At 43.2% G+C, this 20,089-nt stretch carries 15 protein-coding genes; 6 read left to right on the top strand and 9 right to left on the bottom strand.

Features of this window, described 5'->3' with window-relative positions; translation table 11 throughout:
* Window positions 1–186: 186 nt before the first annotated feature.
* The 3 genes from ldtD to ACGF7G_RS14230 all read left to right on the top strand — a co-directional run bounded on the left by ldtD (window position 187) and on the right by ACGF7G_RS14230 (window position 3,228).
* Window positions 187–1,908 (top strand): L,D-transpeptidase, encoded by a 1,722-nt coding sequence (ldtD, locus tag ACGF7G_RS14240; protein ID WP_387466315.1) that lies wholly within the window; start codon window positions 187–189, stop codon window positions 1,906–1,908.
* A 78-nt stretch (window positions 1,909–1,986) separates the two neighbouring features.
* Entirely contained in the window at window positions 1,987–2,535 is a 549-nt protein-coding gene (locus tag ACGF7G_RS14235; RefSeq protein WP_387466313.1) for a DUF882 domain-containing protein, read from the top strand.
* Window positions 2,536–2,580: 45 nt separating this feature from the next.
* Window positions 2,581–3,228, top strand: coding sequence for an MBL fold metallo-hydrolase (locus ACGF7G_RS14230; protein ID WP_387466311.1), 648 nt, complete (start codon window positions 2,581–2,583; stop codon window positions 3,226–3,228).
* A gap of 117 nt (window positions 3,229–3,345) precedes the next feature.
* On the opposite strand, the gene ACGF7G_RS14225 is transcribed toward ACGF7G_RS14230, so the two are convergent.
* The 5 genes from ACGF7G_RS14225 to pncB form a co-directional block, all read right to left on the bottom strand.
* Complete coding sequence (locus ACGF7G_RS14225) at window positions 3,346–4,536, bottom strand: amino acid aminotransferase (protein ID WP_387466309.1); 1,191 nt, start codon at window positions 4,534–4,536, stop codon at window positions 3,346–3,348.
* A 232-nt stretch (window positions 4,537–4,768) separates the two neighbouring features.
* Window positions 4,769–5,944, bottom strand: a complete 1,176-nt coding sequence (gene ompC / locus ACGF7G_RS14220) for a porin OmpC (protein WP_387466307.1) — start codon at window positions 5,942–5,944, stop codon at window positions 4,769–4,771.
* Window positions 5,945–6,441: 497 nt separating this feature from the next.
* Complete coding sequence (locus ACGF7G_RS14215) at window positions 6,442–7,587, bottom strand: porin (protein WP_387466305.1); 1,146 nt, start codon at window positions 7,585–7,587, stop codon at window positions 6,442–6,444.
* Window positions 7,588–7,923: 336 nt separating this feature from the next.
* Window positions 7,924–9,324 (bottom strand): asparagine--tRNA ligase, encoded by a 1,401-nt coding sequence (gene asnS, locus ACGF7G_RS14210; RefSeq protein ID WP_133814614.1) that lies wholly within the window; start codon window positions 9,322–9,324, stop codon window positions 7,924–7,926.
* Window positions 9,325–9,527: 203 nt separating this feature from the next.
* Window positions 9,528–10,739, bottom strand: a complete 1,212-nt coding sequence (pncB, locus tag ACGF7G_RS14205) for a nicotinate phosphoribosyltransferase (protein WP_133814615.1) — start codon at window positions 10,737–10,739, stop codon at window positions 9,528–9,530.
* Between the two features lie 348 nt (window positions 10,740–11,087).
* On the opposite strand from pncB, the gene pepN reads away from it, so the two are divergent.
* The 3 genes from pepN to ACGF7G_RS14190 all read left to right on the top strand — a co-directional run bounded on the left by pepN (window position 11,088) and on the right by ACGF7G_RS14190 (window position 15,629).
* On the top strand, window positions 11,088–13,700 hold the full coding sequence (pepN, locus tag ACGF7G_RS14200) for an aminopeptidase N (protein WP_387466304.1): 2,613 nt from the start codon (window positions 11,088–11,090) through the stop codon (window positions 13,698–13,700).
* A gap of 169 nt (window positions 13,701–13,869) precedes the next feature.
* Window positions 13,870–14,880 carry a quinone-dependent dihydroorotate dehydrogenase gene (gene pyrD / locus ACGF7G_RS14195; protein WP_387466303.1) on the top strand — a complete coding sequence of 337 codons (1,011 nt, stop codon included), beginning with the start codon at window positions 13,870–13,872 and terminating at the stop codon, window positions 14,878–14,880.
* Window positions 14,881–15,083: 203 nt separating this feature from the next.
* A complete protein-coding gene (locus ACGF7G_RS14190) occupies window positions 15,084–15,629 on the top strand; it encodes a cell division protein ZapC (protein WP_133814618.1) in 546 nt (181 codons plus the stop codon).
* A 253-nt stretch (window positions 15,630–15,882) separates the two neighbouring features.
* On the opposite strand, the gene ACGF7G_RS14185 is transcribed toward ACGF7G_RS14190, so the two are convergent.
* The 4 genes from ACGF7G_RS14185 to ACGF7G_RS14170 all read right to left on the bottom strand — a co-directional run bounded on the left by ACGF7G_RS14185 (window position 15,883) and on the right by ACGF7G_RS14170 (window position 20,045).
* Window positions 15,883–16,212, bottom strand: a complete 330-nt coding sequence (locus ACGF7G_RS14185) for a type II toxin-antitoxin system RelE/ParE family toxin (protein ID WP_387466301.1) — start codon at window positions 16,210–16,212, stop codon at window positions 15,883–15,885.
* A gap of 7 nt (window positions 16,213–16,219) precedes the next feature.
* Window positions 16,220–16,492, bottom strand: coding sequence for a hypothetical protein (locus ACGF7G_RS14180; protein WP_387466299.1), 273 nt, complete (start codon window positions 16,490–16,492; stop codon window positions 16,220–16,222).
* 155 nt (window positions 16,493–16,647) lie between these two features.
* Window positions 16,648–17,934, bottom strand: a complete 1,287-nt coding sequence (locus tag ACGF7G_RS14175) for a glycosyltransferase (RefSeq protein WP_387466297.1) — start codon at window positions 17,932–17,934, stop codon at window positions 16,648–16,650.
* A gap of 992 nt (window positions 17,935–18,926) precedes the next feature.
* Window positions 18,927–20,045 (bottom strand): YcbX family protein, encoded by a 1,119-nt coding sequence (locus ACGF7G_RS14170; protein WP_387466295.1) that lies wholly within the window; start codon window positions 20,043–20,045, stop codon window positions 18,927–18,929.
* Window positions 20,046–20,089 lie beyond the last annotated feature (44 nt).

Raw genomic sequence — 20,089 nt, 5'->3', positions numbered from 1 at the left:
TCTCTTGCAAGGGACGTTTCGGCGTCTTTTGGCACTTTTTTATTTGGTTTTCTTGCGGTTGCTGATTATATTTCTTTTGTAGAAAAATAACTTATAAAGTCATTTATTGTTTTCTTTAGATTAGATTCTGAATTTGCCATAGTTGGAATTGATTTATGAAAATGTTCTGAAGGCGGGTATGTTGATATGGTAAAAAAAGCGGTAAAGCTACTGTGTATTTCGGTTATTTGCAGTACATTAATGGTGGGTGGCTATGTTTTAGCCAATCAGCAACGTGGGCTGATTGAGAGCGATATTCAGAATTTTTCAAAAATGCAGACTGAAAAGATATCCGAGTCAGTGATACCTAAACAGGTACAAATTCAAACTCCTGCGGTTTCACAAGCAGCGATCCGTAACATGCTTCAAGGTTGGTTACCTGGGCAAGTTAAGCCGGTTTTCTTTGACCGATTGGTCAGTCTGTATTCATCTAACCAGATGCAACCTTTATGGCAGGATAAAACCGCTGTTCAGCGTTTTGAACAACAACTTTTAGAACTGGCATTGGCTGGATTTCAACCGCAGTTCGGCCAATGGCTGATTGAACTCAATGATCCTCAATTGAGTGATATGGGGCGTGATCTCATTTTATCTGATGCTATGCTGGGTTATTTGCAATTTGTCTCCGATGTCCGTCATCAGGGCGAAAACTGGCTCTATCGCACAACGCCATACAAAATTGTTTTACCTTCATCTGCGATCATCGATCGGTGGCAGCAAGCTATCACAGATCGCAATGTGGCCGCTTATGTTGCAGCATGGGTGCCACAGCACCCTCAATATGAAAATATGCATAAGGAGATGATGAAGCTATTAGCTGATAGTAAACCGTGGTCGCAGGTTTCTGATAAAAGCGCATTAAAACCGGGGCAGAGTAGCCCTGATATCACGGCTTTAAGAGAAATACTTATCCGGACCGGTATGCTGAACAATGCGACAACTAAATCAGGTAATATCTATGACCCTGAATTGGTTGCTGCGGTGAAAAATTTCCAGCAATGGCAGGGATTAGCACCCGATGGCGTGGTTGGTAAACGCACCAGAGATTGGCTGAATACGTCACCTCAGACCAGAGCTGGGTTAATGGCGCTTAATATTCAGCGTTTGCGGATTGTCCCAGGGCATGTTTCCACCGGAATTATGGTCAATATTCCTGATTATTCGTTGCATTATTATCTTAATGATCAGGAGGTGCTGAACTCGAAGGTGATCGTTGGTCGTCCAAGCCGTAAAACGCCCATTATGAGTAATGTGCTGAATAATGTGGTGATTAATCCCCCCTGGAGTGTGCCAACCAGTCTGGCAAGAAAAGATATTGCGCCACGGGCGGTTAATGATCCCGGATATTTCCAGCGCCGGGGGTACGTTATCTTTTCAAACTGGCGTGCTGATGCCAGTGTGATCGATCCTTACACTATTGATTGGAATGTGATTACACCGGCTAATTTTCCTTATCGGGTATGGCAGGCACCCGGGCCGACTAACTCATTAGGCCGCTATAAATTCAATATGCCAAATTCTGATGCCATCTATTTGCACGATACGCCGAATCATAGTCTGTTTAACAAAGATATCAGGGCGATCAGTTCTGGTTGTGTCAGGGTTAATAAGGCGTCAGAATTGGCAAGTATGTTACTGGGAGATGCTGGTTGGGCTCAGAGCAAGGTAGATCATGCTTTGAAACAGGGCAATACAGCTTATGTCAATATCCCACAGCGTGTTCCGGTTTATTTGTATTATTTGACTGCCTGGGTAGATGAGCAGGGTGTGCCTCAGTATCGCACTGATATTTATGACTATGATAACAGTGCAAGACAAGGCTCCCAGTTTTTGTCAAAGTTGTTGCATTTCAAAATTAAATGCAACTAATTTTCACTATTAGTTGTCACAGTGACCAGTTGCCGGGTGGGTGGCCTATTTTTTCATAATCTGGGTAGATGTTTCTTCATGGATATAATCGATCATAATCGCCGCAAGTGGCTGGGTGTGGGGGCTGCTGCGTTAGGCTTGAGTTTGTTACCGGGGCACGTTTTTGCGACGCTGACCACTCCCCGCCCACGGATCTTACGTTTTAACAACTTACATACGGGCGAAACGATTAAAGCCGAATTCTTCGATGGCCGTCGTTACAACAAAGATGAGCTGGCTCGTCTGGATCATCTGTTTCGGGATTACCGGCAAAATAAAGTTAAAACTATCGATCCTCAATTATTTGATCAGATCTATTTGCTGCAAATGATGATGGGCATTAATAAGCCTGTACAACTTATTTCTGGTTACCGTTCACTGGTGACCAACAATCAGTTGCGCAAGAAAAGTAAAGGCGTGGCTAAACAGAGTTACCATACTCGCGGGCGGGCGATGGATTTCCATATTGAAGGTATTGATCTGAAACATATCTGTAAAGCCGCTTTGAAAATGAAGGCGGGCGGTGTGGGATACTATCCACACAGTAATTTCGTTCATATTGATACAGGTCCCGTCAGGACGTGGTAATCTGGTAAGTAACTATTTTGTTTTGACTATGGAGTAAATGAAATAATGAAATACCAAATTATTCCTGTGACTGCTTTTATGCAAAATTGTACCCTCATTTGGAATGAAGAGAGTAAGGAAGCGGCAATTGTTGATCCAGGCGGTGAAGCGGCAAGGCTGATCGCTGAGATCGAAGGCCGTGGCCTGAAATTGACCCAGATTTTATTGACGCATGGTCATTTTGACCATGTTGGTGCAACAGCAGAAGTCGCTGAACATTTTAATGTGCCAGTTTACGGACCACAGCAGGAAGATGCTTTTTGGATCGAAGGCTTGCCGGCTCAGAGCCGGATGTTTGGCGTTGAGGAGTGTGCATCATTTGAACCTGACCGCTGGTTGAATGAAGGTGATGAGTTACATGTTGGCGGGGTCGATTTGTCTGTATTGCATTGTCCGGGCCATACGCCAGGGCATGTCGTATTTGTGAATCATGCAGATAAACTGATCTATATGGGGGATGTCCTGTTTAAAGGGGGAGTTGGGCGCAGCGACTTTCCGCGTGGTAATCACCAGCAGTTAATTAATTCAATTAAAGATAAACTTCTGCCGCTTGGTGATGATTATACATTTATTCCAGGGCACGGGCCAATGTCTACGCTGGGTTATGAACGGCAGACTAATCCATTTTTACAGGATGAAGTTCCAAGTTGGTGATGTGGAATTGAATAAGAGCCGGTTTGGGTTCTGGGGATAGTTGTCCGATTGGCAACTATATCAGACGATAAAAGCCGCTGAAATTGAGCGGCTTTTCGTAATAAGGTGAATGTTGATTCAGAGTACCGCAACAATGGCTTCACACAATGGGGCCATATTTTCCAGTGTCAGGCCCGCAACGTTAATGCGACCGGAACTGACAGCATATATACCAAATTCTTCACGCAGGCGCTCAACTTGTTCTTTTGTTAGGCCGCTGAATGAAAACATACCATTTTGGTTGATAATGAAGCTGAAATCCTGTTTTGCCCCTTTTTCCTGTAAGGTGTTCACAAACAGTTGACGCATACGCTGGATACGTTCGCGCATGGTGGTCAGCTCTTGTTCCCAGGCGGCTTTTAGTTCTTCATTCGACAAAATAGTGGCGACAATAGATGCACCATGAGAGGGTGGGTTGGAATAGTTAGCACGGATAATGGCTTTAGCCTGGCTGAATGCTTTCTCGGCTGTATCGCTGTCACCGGCAACAATAGTACAGGCGCCCACGCGTTCATTGTACAAGCCAAAGTTTTTGGAATAAGAACTGGCGACAATCAGTTCATTATGATTTTTCGCAAAAATACGCAGGCCTTCCGCGTCTTCGTTCAGCCCTTTGGCAAATCCTTGGTAAGCGAAATCAAAAATGGGCAGCCAGCCTTTTTCCGCAGACATTTCTGCCAGTTTGGCCCACTGGGCTGGGGTTGGATCGATACCCGTCGGGTTGTGGCAGCAACCGTGGAACAGAACAACATCACCCGCCTGAACATCAGACAGGCTTGCCAGCATGTCTTCGAAATTCAGGGCGTGTTTTTCAGCGTCATAGTATTTGTATTCGCGGACGTCCAGGCCAGCGGCAGAAAAAACGTTTTTATGATTTGGCCAGGTTGGATTGCTAATCCAGACTTGCTTAGCGTTAGTCTGTTTGGCAATAAAATCCGCAGCAATACGTAAAGCACCTGTACCACCTGGGCTTTGTGCTGTACGGGCGCGTTTGTCTGTTACCACAGGGTGATCTTTACCAAACAGCAATTCTTGCGTCACATTGCCAAATTCAACTAGGCCACTAATCGGCAGGTAATTCTTTGTTGCTTCGTTTTCCAGCAGATATTGTTCCGCTTTTTTGACACTAGTGAGAATAGGGGTTTTTCCTGTTTCATCTTTATAGACACCGATGCCAAGGTTGATTTTATTTGTACGAGGATCAGAACGGAAAGTATCGGCTAGGCCAAGAATAGGGTCGGCAGGCGCTGCTGTGATTTTCTCAAACATGTTTGTGATTCCAAAGCTCAGGGTTAAGCCTAAAAAGGTAGTCAGGTTAACGCCGTAAAAACAGTTTGCCAACTATTTGTGGCAAAAAGAATAAAATCTTGTGAAGCAGTTTGCGGAGTGAGAAAAAGTTTAGCTAACAGCAAGAAAAGATAGAATAAAAAAGCAGCGTCTGAGCGCTGCTTTCGTTTAAAGACGCTTAACTTATTCAGCTAAACCTATTTATCAATGGTCATTAGAACTGGTAAACCATACCTATACCAACAACGTTGTCAGTGCTGATACCCGCTTTTTGGGTGAATTCGTTGTCATCCAGCAGGTTGATTTTGTAATCAATATAGGTAGTCATGTTTTTGTTGAAGCTGTAGAAAGTACCAACAGAAACATATTTAACTAGATCGTGATTGCCTGATTCTTTCTCGTCACCCTTAATGTCACCGTACAGGTTCTTACCTTTAGATTGTACGTATGCCAGAGATGGACGCAAGCCGAACTCGAACTGATACTGAGCCGTTAATTCGATGTTCTGGGTTTTGTTGGCGATATTTTCCCAGTTTACACCATCAACTTTTCCACCGAAACGGGTCATGTTACGGGTTTCACCGTACATGGCAGCCAGGTAGATGTTGTTGGCATCGTATTTGGCACCGATATTCCATGCTTCAGCGCGGTCACCCAAGGCAGTAGAGCCAACAGGTTGGTCTTTTTTGCCCTTTTCCTCAATAACGCCAAAGGTTGTTTTTTGTGCAGAAGTACGGGCAGAGTTAGAGTATGCGCCACCGACGCTGATACCATAACCTGCGTCATAAATCGCAGTGAAACCGTAACCATCACCGTTGTCTTTACGGTTGGCACGACTATTTGAGGTATTGTTACTGTTCTCACCCTGATATTGCAGGGCAAAGCTCAGACCATCAACCAGGCCGAAGAAATCGCTATTACGGTAAGTTAACAGACCGGTAGAACGGCCAGTCATGAAGTTGTCAGTCTGAGCCATAGAGTCACCACCAAATACTGGCAACACATCGGTCCAAGAGTTGACATCATAAACAACACCGTAGTTACGACCATAGTTCAGTGAACCGTAGTCGGAAAGTTTCAGACCAGCGAAAGCCAGACGAGTTTTGGTTTCTTCGTCAACAGCTTCTGCACGGTTGCCTTTGATGTTGTATTCCCAACGACCAAAACCGGTCAGTTGGTCATTGACTTGAGTTTCACCTTTGAAACCCAGACGGGCGAAAGTGTTATCACCATCTTCTCCGCTGCTGTTGTTAGCGAATTGGTGACGTGCTTCAACTTTACCGTACAGGTCTAGTTTATGACCGTCTTTGTTATAAATTTCAGCTGCATTTGCTGCGCCAGCAGCCAACAGAGCTGGAATTACCACTGCAAGAACATTGCACTTCGTCATTATTATTACCCTCATTGGTGTTATATCGGACACCTGCCACTGCCAAAAATAATTCTTTAAAAATCTACGGAACTATTTGTGAGAGTTTAGTGTCGTCTGTTTCTCTGTCAAGTGTTTCATTGGTTGTTATTTTTATCCACTCACAAAGTGCTACAAAAAAGAAAATTTAGTAAGAATTTGCAACAAAGTGTTTCAAAGTGTAAATGAAGGGTTGTTTTCTGAACTCTGGTCTGTCCAGTTGGTCAAAAAAGTGGAAATCAATCGCTGTCAGTGAGGAAGAAAAATTATCTGTTGAGCTTAGTAAAAAGAGTAAAATACGGTGTTCGTTTTATCATCAGATTTTTTATAGGTAACTTGTTGATGTTCTTGTCTGTATGCCATGTACTATTTTTCAACAGATGACTGATGATTATTCTTCTTGAAAAAAAGAATAGCGCCCACTTTAAGTGAGCGCTATCACATATTAATTGGATTTTCTGTATTTATTTCAGTTGAATTTAGAACTGATATACCAGACCTACACCAACCGCGTTATTGGTGTTAACTTCGAAATATTGGGTATATACGTTTTCTTTTACTAAATTGATTTTGTAATCAACATAGGCAGACAAATTTTTGTTGAAGCTATAATAAGAACCAATGGAGATATATTTTACCCAGTCCTGTTTGGAGAAAGAATTTGTCCCTTTGGATTGAACATATGCCAGAGATGGACGCAGGCCAGAATCGAACTGATATTGAGCCGTTAATTCGAGATTCTGGGTTTTTGCCGAGACAACATCCCGGTAACCGAAGGATGTCATATTGTGGGTTTCACCGTACATCGCTGCCAGATATACGTTGTTTGCATCGTATTTAGCACCAATGTTCCATGCTTCTGCTCTTTCACCGCGAGCGACAGAGGTAACGAGTCTTTCATGAATAATAGGACGGTCAGCGTTGGAGTAGGCACCTCCCACGCTGATGCCGTACCCGATATCATAAGTAGCAGAGATGCCAAAACCATCGCCATTACTGCCACCATTAGGTTTGATGATGTCGCCTCGCTTACTAAGTGAATTACGACCATTTTTGTTGTTGTCGTCGTTCTTACCCTGGTATTGCAGGGCAAAGTTCAGGCCATCAACCAGGCCGAAGAAATCAGTGTTACGGTAAGTCAGGACTCCCGTGGCACGATTCGTCATGTAGGTGTCAGCCTGAGACATGGAGTCAGCACCGAATACTGGCAGTACGTCGGTCCAGACGTTGATGTCATAGAGAACACCGTAGTTACGACCGTAATCCAAAGAACCGTACTGAGCAAATTTCAGGCCCGCGAAACCCAGGCGGGTTTTGTTGCCTTTGGCACCTTCTGATTCAGCGTTGTTAGCCTGAATATTGTACTCCCAGCGCCCATAACCCGTTAGTTGGCTATTGATTTGGGTTTCACCTCTGAAGCCCAGACGAACATAGCTTGCATCCCCATCTTCACTACGGAAAGGATCATCCTCTGATTTTTCGGTGGCTTTAGAGAATTGATGACGTACATCAACTTTGCCATACATATCCAGTTTGTTACTGTCTTTGTTATAAATTTCAGCGGCGTTTGCTGCCCCAGCAGCTAATAAGGCTGGGATGACCACTGCAAAAATACGACCTTTCATTAATTGTTACCTTACATTGCTTCATTAATTACCATCATTGGAGTGATCTTGACTTTGGTTACTGCCAGAAATAATTCATTTAAGAAAATCTTTGAAACTATTTATGAGAGCACCGTAATTGTCCGTGTCGGCGCACAGTCTTTCATTAGGGAGTGAGCTTGATCCACCATTAAATTGATACAAAGTGACGAATTTTGTAACAAAATGAAAATAATATATGTAAAAATGTAAATACAAGAAGATTTTTGATCGAAGATTGGATTGAAGGAATAAAAAAGCCAGCTTTCGCTGGCCTTGTATACATAATTATTTTTTAATATTAACTTTGTGGAATTATCAGAAATTGGCACTTCTCGGAGTACGTGGGAATGGAATGACATCGCGCACATTTGTGACACCGGTCACGTAAGCGACCAAACGCTCAAAGCCTAATCCGAATCCGGAGTGGGGAACAGTGCCATAGCGACGCAGGTCACGGTACCACCAGTAGTCTTCTTTATTAAGCCCCATTTCTGCCATACGCTTATCTAGCCTATCCAGACGCTCTTCACGTTGTGAACCGCCGATAATTTCACCAATGCCCGGTGCGAGAACATCCATTGCCGCAACGGTTTTACCGTCGTCGTTCATTCGCATATAGAAGGCCTTAATATCTTTTGGATAGTTTTTTACTACCACTGGTGCCTGAAAGTGTTTTTCTGCCAGATAACGCTCATGTTCTGATGAGAGGTCAACGCCCCAGAATACTGAGTTTTCAAATTTCTGGCCGCAATTTTGCAGGATTTCAACGGCATCGGTGTAATCAATTTGAGCAAAGTCAGAATGGATAAATTTCTCCAGACGGGTGATAACGTCTTTATCGACACGTTCAGCAAAGAATTGCAGATCATCAGCGCGTTCTTCTAATGCCGCTTTGAAAACATATTTCAGCATATTCTCAGCCAGTGAGGCTGCATCGTCGAGGTTAGCGAAGGCAATTTCCGGCTCAAGCATCCAGAATTCTGCCAGATGGCGGCTGGTATTAGAGTTTTCAGCGCGGAAAGTCGGGCCGAATGTGTAAACTTTGCTTAATGCACAGGCATAGGCTTCGCCGTTCAACTGGCCGGATACGGTCAGGAAAGCTTCACGGCCGAAGAAATCCTGATTGAAATCCACTGCACCTTTATCAGTTAAAGGCAGATTTTGCAGATCCAGCGTAGAGACACGGAACATCTCACCGGCACCTTCTGTATCCGCCGCAGTGATCAGCGGGGTTGAAACCCAGAAGTAGCCATTTTCATGGAAGAAACGGTGCAGAGCTTGCGCAAGGGTATGGCGCATACGGGTAACCGCGCCAATCAGGTTGGTGCGTGGCCGCAGATGAGCTACTTCGCGCAGATATTCAATGCTGTGGCGTTTGGCGGCCATCGGATAGGTATCAGGATCTTCAACCATGCCGATCACCACCACTTTCGTCGCTTGCAGTTCAAAACTCTGTCCCTGACCTAGGGAAGCGACAACTGTCCCTGTGACTTCGACAGAACAGCCGGTGGTTAAAGACAGAATTTCATTCTGATAATTGGGCAAATTATTATTAACGACGGCCTGTAATGGATTAAAGCAGGAACCGTCATAGACGGCGAGGAAAGAGATACCAGCTTTAGAATCTCTCCTTGTACGGATCCAGCCGCGAACGGTGATTTCACTATCAACCGCAACCCGGCCTTGCAGTACGTCGACTACAGGCGCTACGCTCATAAATTTCTCTCTTCTTTTATCAATTCAAGTTGGTGAAAATGAATACCCCTATACAAGAGGCAACTTGTTCTATGTTACTTGCCATATTTCAGGAAACAAGTGGAAATCACTAATTTGCATGGTGAATGAGAGGGAAACCGGTTTTTTCAAATGCGCCGCTGCTTTATTTGCCAGCGGCACAGTTGGGTTTTATAAAAATGGTGTTAACAAGCTTGCTTGACGGGTATATCAAAAGCGGCGCGTAGCTTGTTAACAAACTCATTATCCTCACAGATAGTTTTGCCAGGGCTGTCTGACAGTTTTGCCACCGGTTTGCCATTACATTCGACAAGTTTGATAACGATGTTCAGTGGCTTAACGCCTGGAATGTTGCAGGTCAGCCGTGTGCCGATCCCGAAAATCAGGTTTATTCTGTTGTGGAAATGGCGATAAAGCGCCAGTGCTTTCTGGAAATCCAGGCTGTCAGAAAACACCAGGGTTTTCGTCATCGGATCGATGCCCAGTTTTTGATAGTGGGCGATTGCTTTTTCACCCCATTCAACTGGATCACCTGAATCATGGCGTAAACCCTGGTATCTGTTGGCAAACTGGGCATCAAAGTCTCGCAGGAAAGCATCCATTGTGATGCAGTCAGTCAGGGCGATACCTAATTGGTTGGGATATTCATTTAACCAACTTTGTAGCGCCTCCCGTTGACTGCTTGCCAGTTCCGGGCTGATTTGCTGGTGAGCCTGAAACCACTCATGCGCCTGTGTACCAACAGGTGAGATCCCAAGCTGTTGTGCCAGTTGATAGTTGCTGGTGCCAATCAGGTAAGGGAAATTCTGTTGCAATTCACTGACAATGGCATGTTGAACACCGTGTGAGAAACGGCGGCGTGTGCCGAAATCCATCAGTTTGAAACTGGAGAGATCGATCCCTTCATTTTCTGCATCTTGATAGAACAATTTAATTAATTTGCGAAGCTGATTGACTGCATTTTCAGCTGCGTTATCCGGCAAGTGATGGCGGTGAACCAGCTCACTGAGCAGCGCCAATAATGGTACTTCCCACATAATCACTTCATGCCATAATCCTGAAATACGGATAGCTAACTGACCACTATCGGTTACAGAAATATTGACTTGCTGTGGATTAAAACGAAAGGTTTTGAACCAATTTAGATAATCAGCTTTGAAAAAAGGCAGGCTGGAAAGATAATTAAACTCAGCATCGGTTAATGCCAAATCAGACATCATATTAACCTGATGGCGTAATTCTTTGGCATATTCACCCAGCAATTCATCACCGCGGCAGCGAAACTCCGCAACGACAGGCATGTGGCTGTAGTGGTGGTACACTGCTTGTTGCATATGAAGTTTATAAGCGTCAGTATCAAGCAGTGATTTAATAATCGGGGTAGCGTCTAGGGTCATAGCGTGTTATGCATCCTCACGGAGCCTATTCGTGTCAGCTAAATCGATAAAGTTAGAAGAGTATACCGGGATTATTTTGTTATTGAAGTCACATAACATCATATCATTCACCAGAAGATCGAAATTAAAAAGGTCTTTGGTTAAATGTTATCATGTTATTTGATCATTAAGTGATAACAAGCACCAAATAGCAAACATATTCTTTACATAACATCATACTCGTTCTTAATGCATGTTTAGCGCCAGAAGGTGCGTTATTTCACTTTTGAACTTTAACCTCTTTCTGTGGCAGCGTAAGATTTGGTATTGAATTAATTCCATCAGTATGAAACGACAAAAAGGTTTCTTATGACACAGCAGCGACAAGCTAAATACCGCCGGGATTATCGCGCTCCGGACTATACGATTTCTGATATTGAACTTGATTTTAATCTTGATGCTGATAGCACAGAAGTCACCGCCATTAGCCAGATAAGACGTCTGAGTCATGAAATAACGCCATTGGTGCTAAATGGTGAAGACTTGACGCTGAAAAGCCTTCATGTGGATGGTCAACCGTGGGAACATTACCGTGAACAGGGGGAAACGCTGGTCATTGAGCAGTTGCCGGCTCAGTTCACTTTGAAAATTGTTAATGAGATCCACCCGGCGAAAAATACCGCTCTGGAGGGTTTGTATGTCTCTGGCGACGCACTTTGTACCCAGTGTGAAGCAGAGGGTTTCCGTCATATTACCTACTATCTTGATCGCCCTGATGTACTGGCGCGTTTTACAACCCGTATTACAGCTGATAAAGCCAAATATCCGTATCTGCTTTCAAATGGTAACCGGGTTGAACAAGGGGAAACGGATGATGGACGTCATTGGGTGAAATGGCAGGATCCATTCCCAAAACCCAGTTATCTGTTCGCGCTGGTTGCGGGTGATTTCGATGTTTTGCGCGATACTTTTACCACCCGTAGTGGCCGTGAAGTTGCACTGGAGCTGTTTGTTGACCGTGGTAATCTCGACCGGGCTGATTGGGCAATGACTTCCCTGAAAAATGCCATGAAATGGGATGAAACCCGTTTTGGTCTTGAGTATGACCTTGATATTTATATGATTGTCGCGGTGGATTTCTTCAATATGGGCGCAATGGAGAATAAGGGCCTGAACGTTTTTAACTCCAAATATGTGCTGGCAAAATCTGAAACGGCGACGGATAAAGATTATCTTGGTATAGAAGCCGTGATCGGCCATGAATATTTCCATAACTGGACCGGTAACCGTATCACTTGCCGCGATTGGTTTCAGCTGAGTCTGAAAGAGGGATTGACGGTATTCCGTGACCATGAGTTTAGCTCTGATCTTGGCTCCCGTTCTGTTAATCGTATCAATAACGTGCGTGTTATGCGTGCGGCCCAGTTTGCTGAAGATGCCAGCCCAATGGCGCATCCCATTCGCCCTGATAAAGTGATTGAGATGAATAACTTCTATACAGTGACTGTATATGAGAAGGGCGCGGAAGTTATCCGTATGATCCATACCCTGCTGGGTGAAGAACAATTCCAGGCAGGGATGCAGCTTTATGTCCATCGTCATGATGGCAGTGCTGCAACATGTGATGATTTTGTTCAGGCAATGGAAGATGCATCAAATGTGGATCTGTCTCTTTTCCGTCGCTGGTATAGTCAGTCCGGTACACCGGTGCTGACAGTTCGTGATGAATATAACGCGGAAAAGCGGCAGTATAAGTTGCATGTCAGCCAGATGACACCCCCTACCGCCGATCAAAAAGAGAAACAACCTCTGCATATTCCACTGAATATTGAGCTCTATGACAGCGCAGGCCATGTGATTCCGTTGCGTTATGATGGTCAGCCGGTTCACCATGTGCTGAACGTAATCAATGCAGAGCAGACATTTGTATTTGATGATGTGTCGTCATTGCCGGTTCCTTCTTTATTACGGGAATTTTCGGCACCAGTGAAATTGGATTACCCATTCAGCGATCAGCAATTGGCATTTTTGATGAAACATGCCCGTAATGCGTTTTCCCGCTGGGATGCGGCTCAGTCACTGATGGCAAACTACATTAAGCTGAATGTTATCCGTTACCAGCAAAAGCAGCCGATCGAACTGCCAACGCATGTGGTAGATGCTTTCCGCGCGGTGTTACTGGATAGTGATATTGATCCGGCTCTGGCTGCTCATATCCTGGCTTTGCCGTCAGAAGGTGAGATGGCGGAATTATTTACGATTATCGATCCAAAAGCGATTCATGAAGTCCTGCATGTCATCACCCATACTTTGGCGCAGGAAATGGCGGATGAGTTTGTTGCGGTTTATAACGCTATCAATATAGGCGCATATCGCGTCGATCATCAGGATATTGCCAAACGTTCTCTGCGTAATATTTGTCTATACTATCTGGCCTTTGGCTCTCAAGAGCGGGCCGATAAACTGATATCCAATCAATATCATCAATCTGACAATATGACTGATGCATTGGCGGCGTTATCCGCTGCGGTGATAGCGGAACTGCCTTGCTGTGATCAACTGATGGCGGAATTTGATGAGAGATGGCATCAGGATGGCTTGGTTATGGATAAATGGTTTAGCTTACAGGCAAGTAGCCCGGCGGCAGGTGTTCTCGCTAGTGTGCGTAATCTATTGAATCATCGTTCATTTAGTATGAGTAACCCAAACAGAGTGCGTGCTCTGATTGGTGCATTTGTTAACAATCCGATGGCATTCCATGCTGAAGATGGCAGTGGTTATCAGTTCCTGTTGGAAATGTTGACTGATCTTAACCGCCGTAATCCACAGGTTGCTTCCCGTTTGATTGAACCGTTGATTCGCCTGAAACGTTATGACGAAAAACGCCAAAGTATGATGTGTAATGCGCTGGAACAATTGAAAGGATTGGAAAACCTGTCTGGTGATCTGTTTGAGAAAATCACTAAGGCGTTAGAAAGCTGATAGTTATTTATCGGGCTAATGGTTATTTAGCCCGATATTCTTTTTGGCCTATTCTCTTGGATAATAAATTTCTGCTTGCCATCGTTTACTTTCGGATCAGATCTTATTAAGATGCCCGGCGCTTAATTTACGGCAGTCACTCCCTGTTATCTTGATCTCAGGAGATCGCATGTATTACTCTCTCATCAGGAAGGCGTTGTTCCAGCTTGATCCGGAACGGGCGCACGAGTTAACTTTCCGCCAGCTCAAGCGAATTAGCGGTAGTCCTTTCGAATTTCTTATCCAGCAATCAGTTGCTACAAAACCCGTTACTTGTATGGGCCTGTCATTTAAAAATCCCCTTGGTCTGGCCGCAGGTCTTGATAAAGATGGCGATTGTATTGATGCATTTGGTGCAATGGGATTTGGTTTTATTGAAATTGGTACTGTAACCCCACGAGCTCAGGCAGGAAACGATAAACCCAGATTATTCCGTATTGTTGAAGCGGAGGGGCTAATTAACCGTATGGGCTTCAATAATCTGGGGGTCGATAACCTGGTGGAAAATGTCAAAAAGGCAAAATATGGTGGAGTTATTGGGATCAATATTGGTAAAAATAAAGATACGCCTGTAGAGCATGGGAAAGATGATTATTTAATCTGTATGGATAAAATTTATCCTTACGCCGGCTATATTGCGATTAATATTTCTTCGCCAAACACTCCAGGTTTAAGAGCACTGCAATATGGCGAAGCGTTGGATGATTTATTGTCTGCGATTAAAGACAAGCAGGGTGAGCTCCAGCAAAAATATCAAAAATATGTTCCTGTTGCGGTAAAAATCGCACCCGATCTTTCTAAAGAAGAGTTGATCCAAATTGCAGATAGTTTAATTCGTCATAATATCGATGGTGCTATTGCGACTAATACAACATTAGACAGGAAATTAGTTGAAGGCCTTAACTATTGCCAACAAGCAGGTGGATTAAGTGGCCGGCCAGTTCAGTTACGTAGTACAGAAGTTATTCGCCAGCTCTCTCAAGAATTAAGAGGTGAAATTCCTATTATTGGTGTTGGAGGAATAGATTCACTGACCGCAGCTAGAGAAAAAATAGCCGCAGGGGCCTCTTTAATACAGATTTTCTCCGGATTTATCTATCATGGTCCAAAATTAGTTAAAGATATCGTCAATCATATCTAAATTTTGTTGTTAATTTATCATTGGGGGTTTATTTTTGCCCCCAACTCGTCTATATTCGCTCTAATCGTCTAAATTTTTATCAGTCCTTCATATATCTCACTATATGGCAAGGTTTATTTCACTGAATAGCGGACAAGTTATTTACAATCTGTTTAGTGCATCTATTTAGCGATGTCAGTTTTTTTGCATAATAAGGATAACTCATGAAACTTAAACCTGATGACCAATGGCGCTGGTATTTTGATACTGACCATGACCGCGTAATGCTCGATCTGTCTAAGGGTATGGTTTTTCGTTCCTGTTTTCCTGCGAAGATGCTGACACCTTATGCAATGGGAGAGACTTCATTTTCTGTAGAAGATGCGGCGCTTTATTATTGTTTTGAAGAACAGACACGCCGGATTAATATTTCAGATGAATTCAGGGCTGAATTAATTCTTAATGCATTAGTTGCTTTTCGCTTTATAAAGCCGCAAATGCCAAGAAGCTGGTATTTTTCCCGGTTTGCCATGATAGAAAGACCTGTGCAGGGAGAGTTAATTCAGGTACGGCTTCAAGATTGTGAAACAGAGGCTATATTTCTGGTGGCGGAGGCTGGAGATAGTGCGAGTCTTTGTTTGCTGGCTCAACCAAAATTAACGTTATCTGATCGCGTAATGAGCTTTTGCGATCCAATCAAAATTATGAATGATCGATTGATGCCATTTGTGGAACCTGTTCGTATGCCAATTTATGGCACTGCGGTTTGATTTGAGTTTAAGATCTATTTGCTCTGTGATTCTTGGAAGTAAAACCACTTTTATTCCTTGTTGTTCTCGCTGTTTCAAAATGATCGGTTCACTATTACAGTCAGGGCGGGATTCCACTTTACTTGTTTTTCATCCAAACGTCTGAGGATTACTTCGCGCAAAAGAAAAACTCGCTATCTGCCAGTTAAGTCAGTAGCGGTACAGCCAATAAAAAACCCCGGTGATTCGGGGTTGTGTGTTTCTGCGGTGCGCATTAGTGAGCTATCATGATCACGTAGAGCAACCGACTGAAATCTTCCCTTGTGTTGCAAAACATGTTGATCACTGCCTGAGAGCCGTTGTAGGTATACAGGACTTTGTACTGATTAACCGGGTCTATCCATTCATACAGCGTTAACCCTCGCGCCAGCGCTTCAATGTTCCGGTGGTGCATACCCGGATTCTCACTGATTGATTTTGTGGACTCCGCGATCAGTTCATCAATAATTTCTTGCGCTCGTTTTATCCCTACGGTGCGAGCCTTGAATCCCTCAAGGTTCAGCAGTGACAAGCGGGCCACTTTGGTTATGATAACCTTTGTCATAACACCCCTACACGCTACGGGCTGCTTTACGTTCTGCCAGTAACTCTTCCGGTGTCATAACGTCACCGTTCTCTACATCCTTCTGAGATAAAGCCACCAGCTTCAACATGGCGTTGATTTGTTCATCCTCTTTCTGACGAGCCAGTTCAGCTTCGCGGTCTGAAGCGGTCTGAATGAACAGTTCCGCTTTACCGTTGCGGCTGACGAATACACCACCTTCGAAATACTCCGGCGTACCGAGTAGATCCCGTGCGGCTTTTTGAGAAATTGTAGTTGGCATATATCACCTGCTTACTGAAATTATTATTTGGGTAGCGTTGATAATACCTTTGTATATGCGCAAAGGGAATAATTTGCTATAAATTTTACCACTCCAGCAGGCGTGTGATGCGGTCAGTTGGAGGATTGGAAAGGAGAGACAAAGCATTAATGGCTTTATTGCTCAAGAATTAATTGTTCTACGTGCTTAGAAATCTCTGTCAGCGCATCGTGGCTTGCGTAATCTTTTTGGACGATTTGGGCGCGTTGTTTAAACAAGTTTGTACCAAGAATGTTTTCCACGGTTTTCTTAAGCTGGGATTCGGTTGGTTGTGCTGTATCTAAATTAATACCGCATCCGGCCCATACGACGCGGAAAGCCGCTTCCTGTTTGCCTTCTCCTGCATCGGCAATGAGCAACGGCGTACCGTGGCTGAGGGCGTAGTTAATTGTGCCGTAACCCCCGTTGGATATTAGCAGTGAAGCTTTCGGCAGCCAGTGCTCAAATGAGATAAATTCTTCGATGTGGGCGTTTTCAGGTATGTTCTCACACAGTGTTTCTACCGATCTGCCACCAGTAGTTGCCAATACACGTACAGGTAATTTAGCCAGCGCATGCAAGGTGGGGAAAATCAACTGATTGAGATCGGTATTGGAAATGGTACCTTGAGTGACTATAACCAATGGACGCGGATCGTCTTCTTCCCATAATTGAGGTGATTCTGCTGTCGGTACAGGGTTGGGGAGTGGACCAATAAAATGGACTGTATCAGGTAATCCCTCGCGTGCGTATTCAAAAGCCAGGGTTGACAGTTGCAAAAAGCGATCAGAGCTGAAAATGACTTCATCGTTGAAAGATCGGGTTAACTCAGGGCAGCCGGACTGAACTAATGCGGCATTGAAGCTATCCTGCACTTCGGCTATCAGCTGTCGGTTTTCTTCATCTACTAGCTGTTCATGTGTCAATTCTGGTGGTAATACTGCGGGTGGGATACGTGGTCCCCAGAAAATTGAATCTTTCGAAGAGTAAGCCAGAGGTGTTATGCCAATGGTGATCATTGGAATACGATGGGCTTTTTCTTCTTGCAGGAGTGGCAATATGCCATAAAAGCAGTTCTCGGCTATAAGCAGATCCGCTTGTTGTTCACGGATAATCTGACGTAGTTGACGGTCGAGAAGTGGGATTGGAGCGGAGAAGAAATTCTTAAATGCCAGTGCCATTTGTACATTTCCCGGCGGAAGCTGCGCACGGTCAGGGAAATGTTGTTCTAAATGACGGTAATCAAAATCTACCTGCTCATCAAAAGGGACAAATAGTGCGCTTAAAGCTTCTGTTTGTTGGCGAAATAATGCACCGGTGAATACGGTTACTTGATGTCCTTGGGCTATCAGTGATTGAGCGACTTTTAACATTGGATAGACGTGTCCGGGTGTTGCAACCGCTGCAATGACAATGCGTGCCATAACTTGCTCCTTCATGTGTTGTGGTTTAAGTTGCTTTGGTTCCTGCTTAGAGTGTAATCATTTTATGACGGTTATTATAAATTCATAATAGTAATAATTAATTCATTATAGTTATAATATTAAGTATTGATTATTTTATTTTATTGTGAAACAATTATGGAGGCATTATTTTTCAGGATGATAAAAAATCTATTTAAAACATGAAGCGAATAAAGCGTGTTTTCGTATCATTGAGAATTTCAAGTAGTCAGTTTATTAAATGCTCAAATCGCATTGAGTTTATTATTTGGATTTAAAAGACGCCGATTGAATGAGTAAAGAATGATAAAGTAATATTAAATATTTTAAATTACAGTCTCGTTTATTTTTTCCTTATAAATCAGAAAATAAATGACCTGATGATATAAAAAGATTATTTTATATTTTTTTTAAGATAATTCTCCCTTTTTTTAAGATTTAAATCCTGCCGAATTAACTGTTTTATCCATTTTTTTTATTACGTTATTTTTATGGTTTTCTTCATAAAGTAACGGTGAGAAAACGTTTGAATATCCGCCTGTTCGGATAATGTTATTTTGTGTGCTGATTTCTTTTCAACTCTGTATTAACAGTTGATGGTCTTTGATTAAATGCCATTAAATATCTTCCTGAAAATTTTCGTGTATTTAGTTAAATCTGTCCTTTATATAAAATCGTTAATATCTCTGCACTTACGCTTTTAAATGGAGAACCGAATTTTTACCGGCTTAAAAAAATCTTTAATCACTTCTTTTTTTACCTTTAATGATTAATGTTTTTACCTGTTTTTTCGTGATATGTTTGCCTTTTTTCCCGATTTTAAAACCATACTGATTTTTCCTCAAGGTGATAACTTCACGGATAAACTCAAAATCAATGGCGGCATTGGCTTTAATCTGAGAAATATGATTTTTATTTGTTATTCAACCCGCGTGGCAGCTGATAACACGACGGGCTTGATTTGGACTTAAGATCTATTTTCCACCACTACTTTCAAGAATGAGATCATTCTTTGGAATACAACAGCAAGCCAGGATATAGCCATCATTTTTAATTGCTGTGGCTTTGAGTGGGGAAACCTCTCCCTTTACTAAAGAAATTCTACAGCATCCACATAAACCAGCGCGACATGAATAGGGGACTCTTATTCCTTGTTGTTCCAGTTGTTCTAAAATGATTTGTTGATTGTTACCTGTAAAAGTTTGTCCGTTATATTCAATAGTGACAGATTGCTCATTTGTTTTTGGTGCATCAATGTCTTCCGCTTTTTCTCCGCTGCCATATTTACGGGGATCTTTTTTCGCTAATATTGTGACATTGTCGCCAATCTGAATAATACCACTAGAGCGGGCAATTAAATTCTGACCGAAATCGACATCCCCATTTTCTGCTGTACGGAATGATTGTAATGTCGCTAATGGTTCTCCGTTTGGATTTTTAATTCCTTTATCAATGCTGACGGTTGTTAGAATACAGCGGCTGCATGGTTTGGGTAAATCAAAGATAACGTCCCCAATTTGGATTGATTGCCAGCGGTCTTCGGCAAATGCTTCTGCACCGGTAATGACGATATTTGGGCGAAATTGTTCTAATTTAATACTGGCTGGGCAACGTTGTTGTAATAAATGAAATGAAGCTTCATTAATAAGTAAAAATGGATAACCATCCGCAAATGATAATGGAATGTCAGGATGTTTTTTTACTCTTCGGGTCAATTCATGGCTTAACCAGCGCAATTGCACCGGAATGTCAAAAAAACCGCTTAACCACTGATTCACTGTTTCCGGCGCAATGAGAGCGGTGAAATGATTACCCCATACTTCCGTGGGTTGCTGTTCAGGCAGGAAATCACGGTAAAGTACAGAAGCGTTTTCTCCGTTAGGCGCACGCAGATAAATGCCATTATTTAACATAGCAGGGGTGAACAACAACATCTGAGGATACTTACGCGCGGTAATAAAAGTCCCGTCTGTCGTAGTGATCATAAAATTGCGGTCAAATATAAGGCCGCTTTCACTAACTAATGCATGGGAAAGTTGCAAACCACGCATAGACTTTACCGGGTGGGTGTACAGGCGAGACAGAGTTATCATCCATTAATCTCCATGAAACGTTTTTTACATGCGCAACTTTATGA

The organism is Photorhabdus sp. RM323S, from assembly GCF_042879375.1.
GTDB classification, from domain to species: Bacteria; Pseudomonadota; Gammaproteobacteria; order Enterobacterales; family Enterobacteriaceae; genus Photorhabdus; species Photorhabdus tasmaniensis.
Note: the sequence above shows the minus strand (reverse complement) of the source record. Positions and strands in the feature narration are given on the sequence as shown.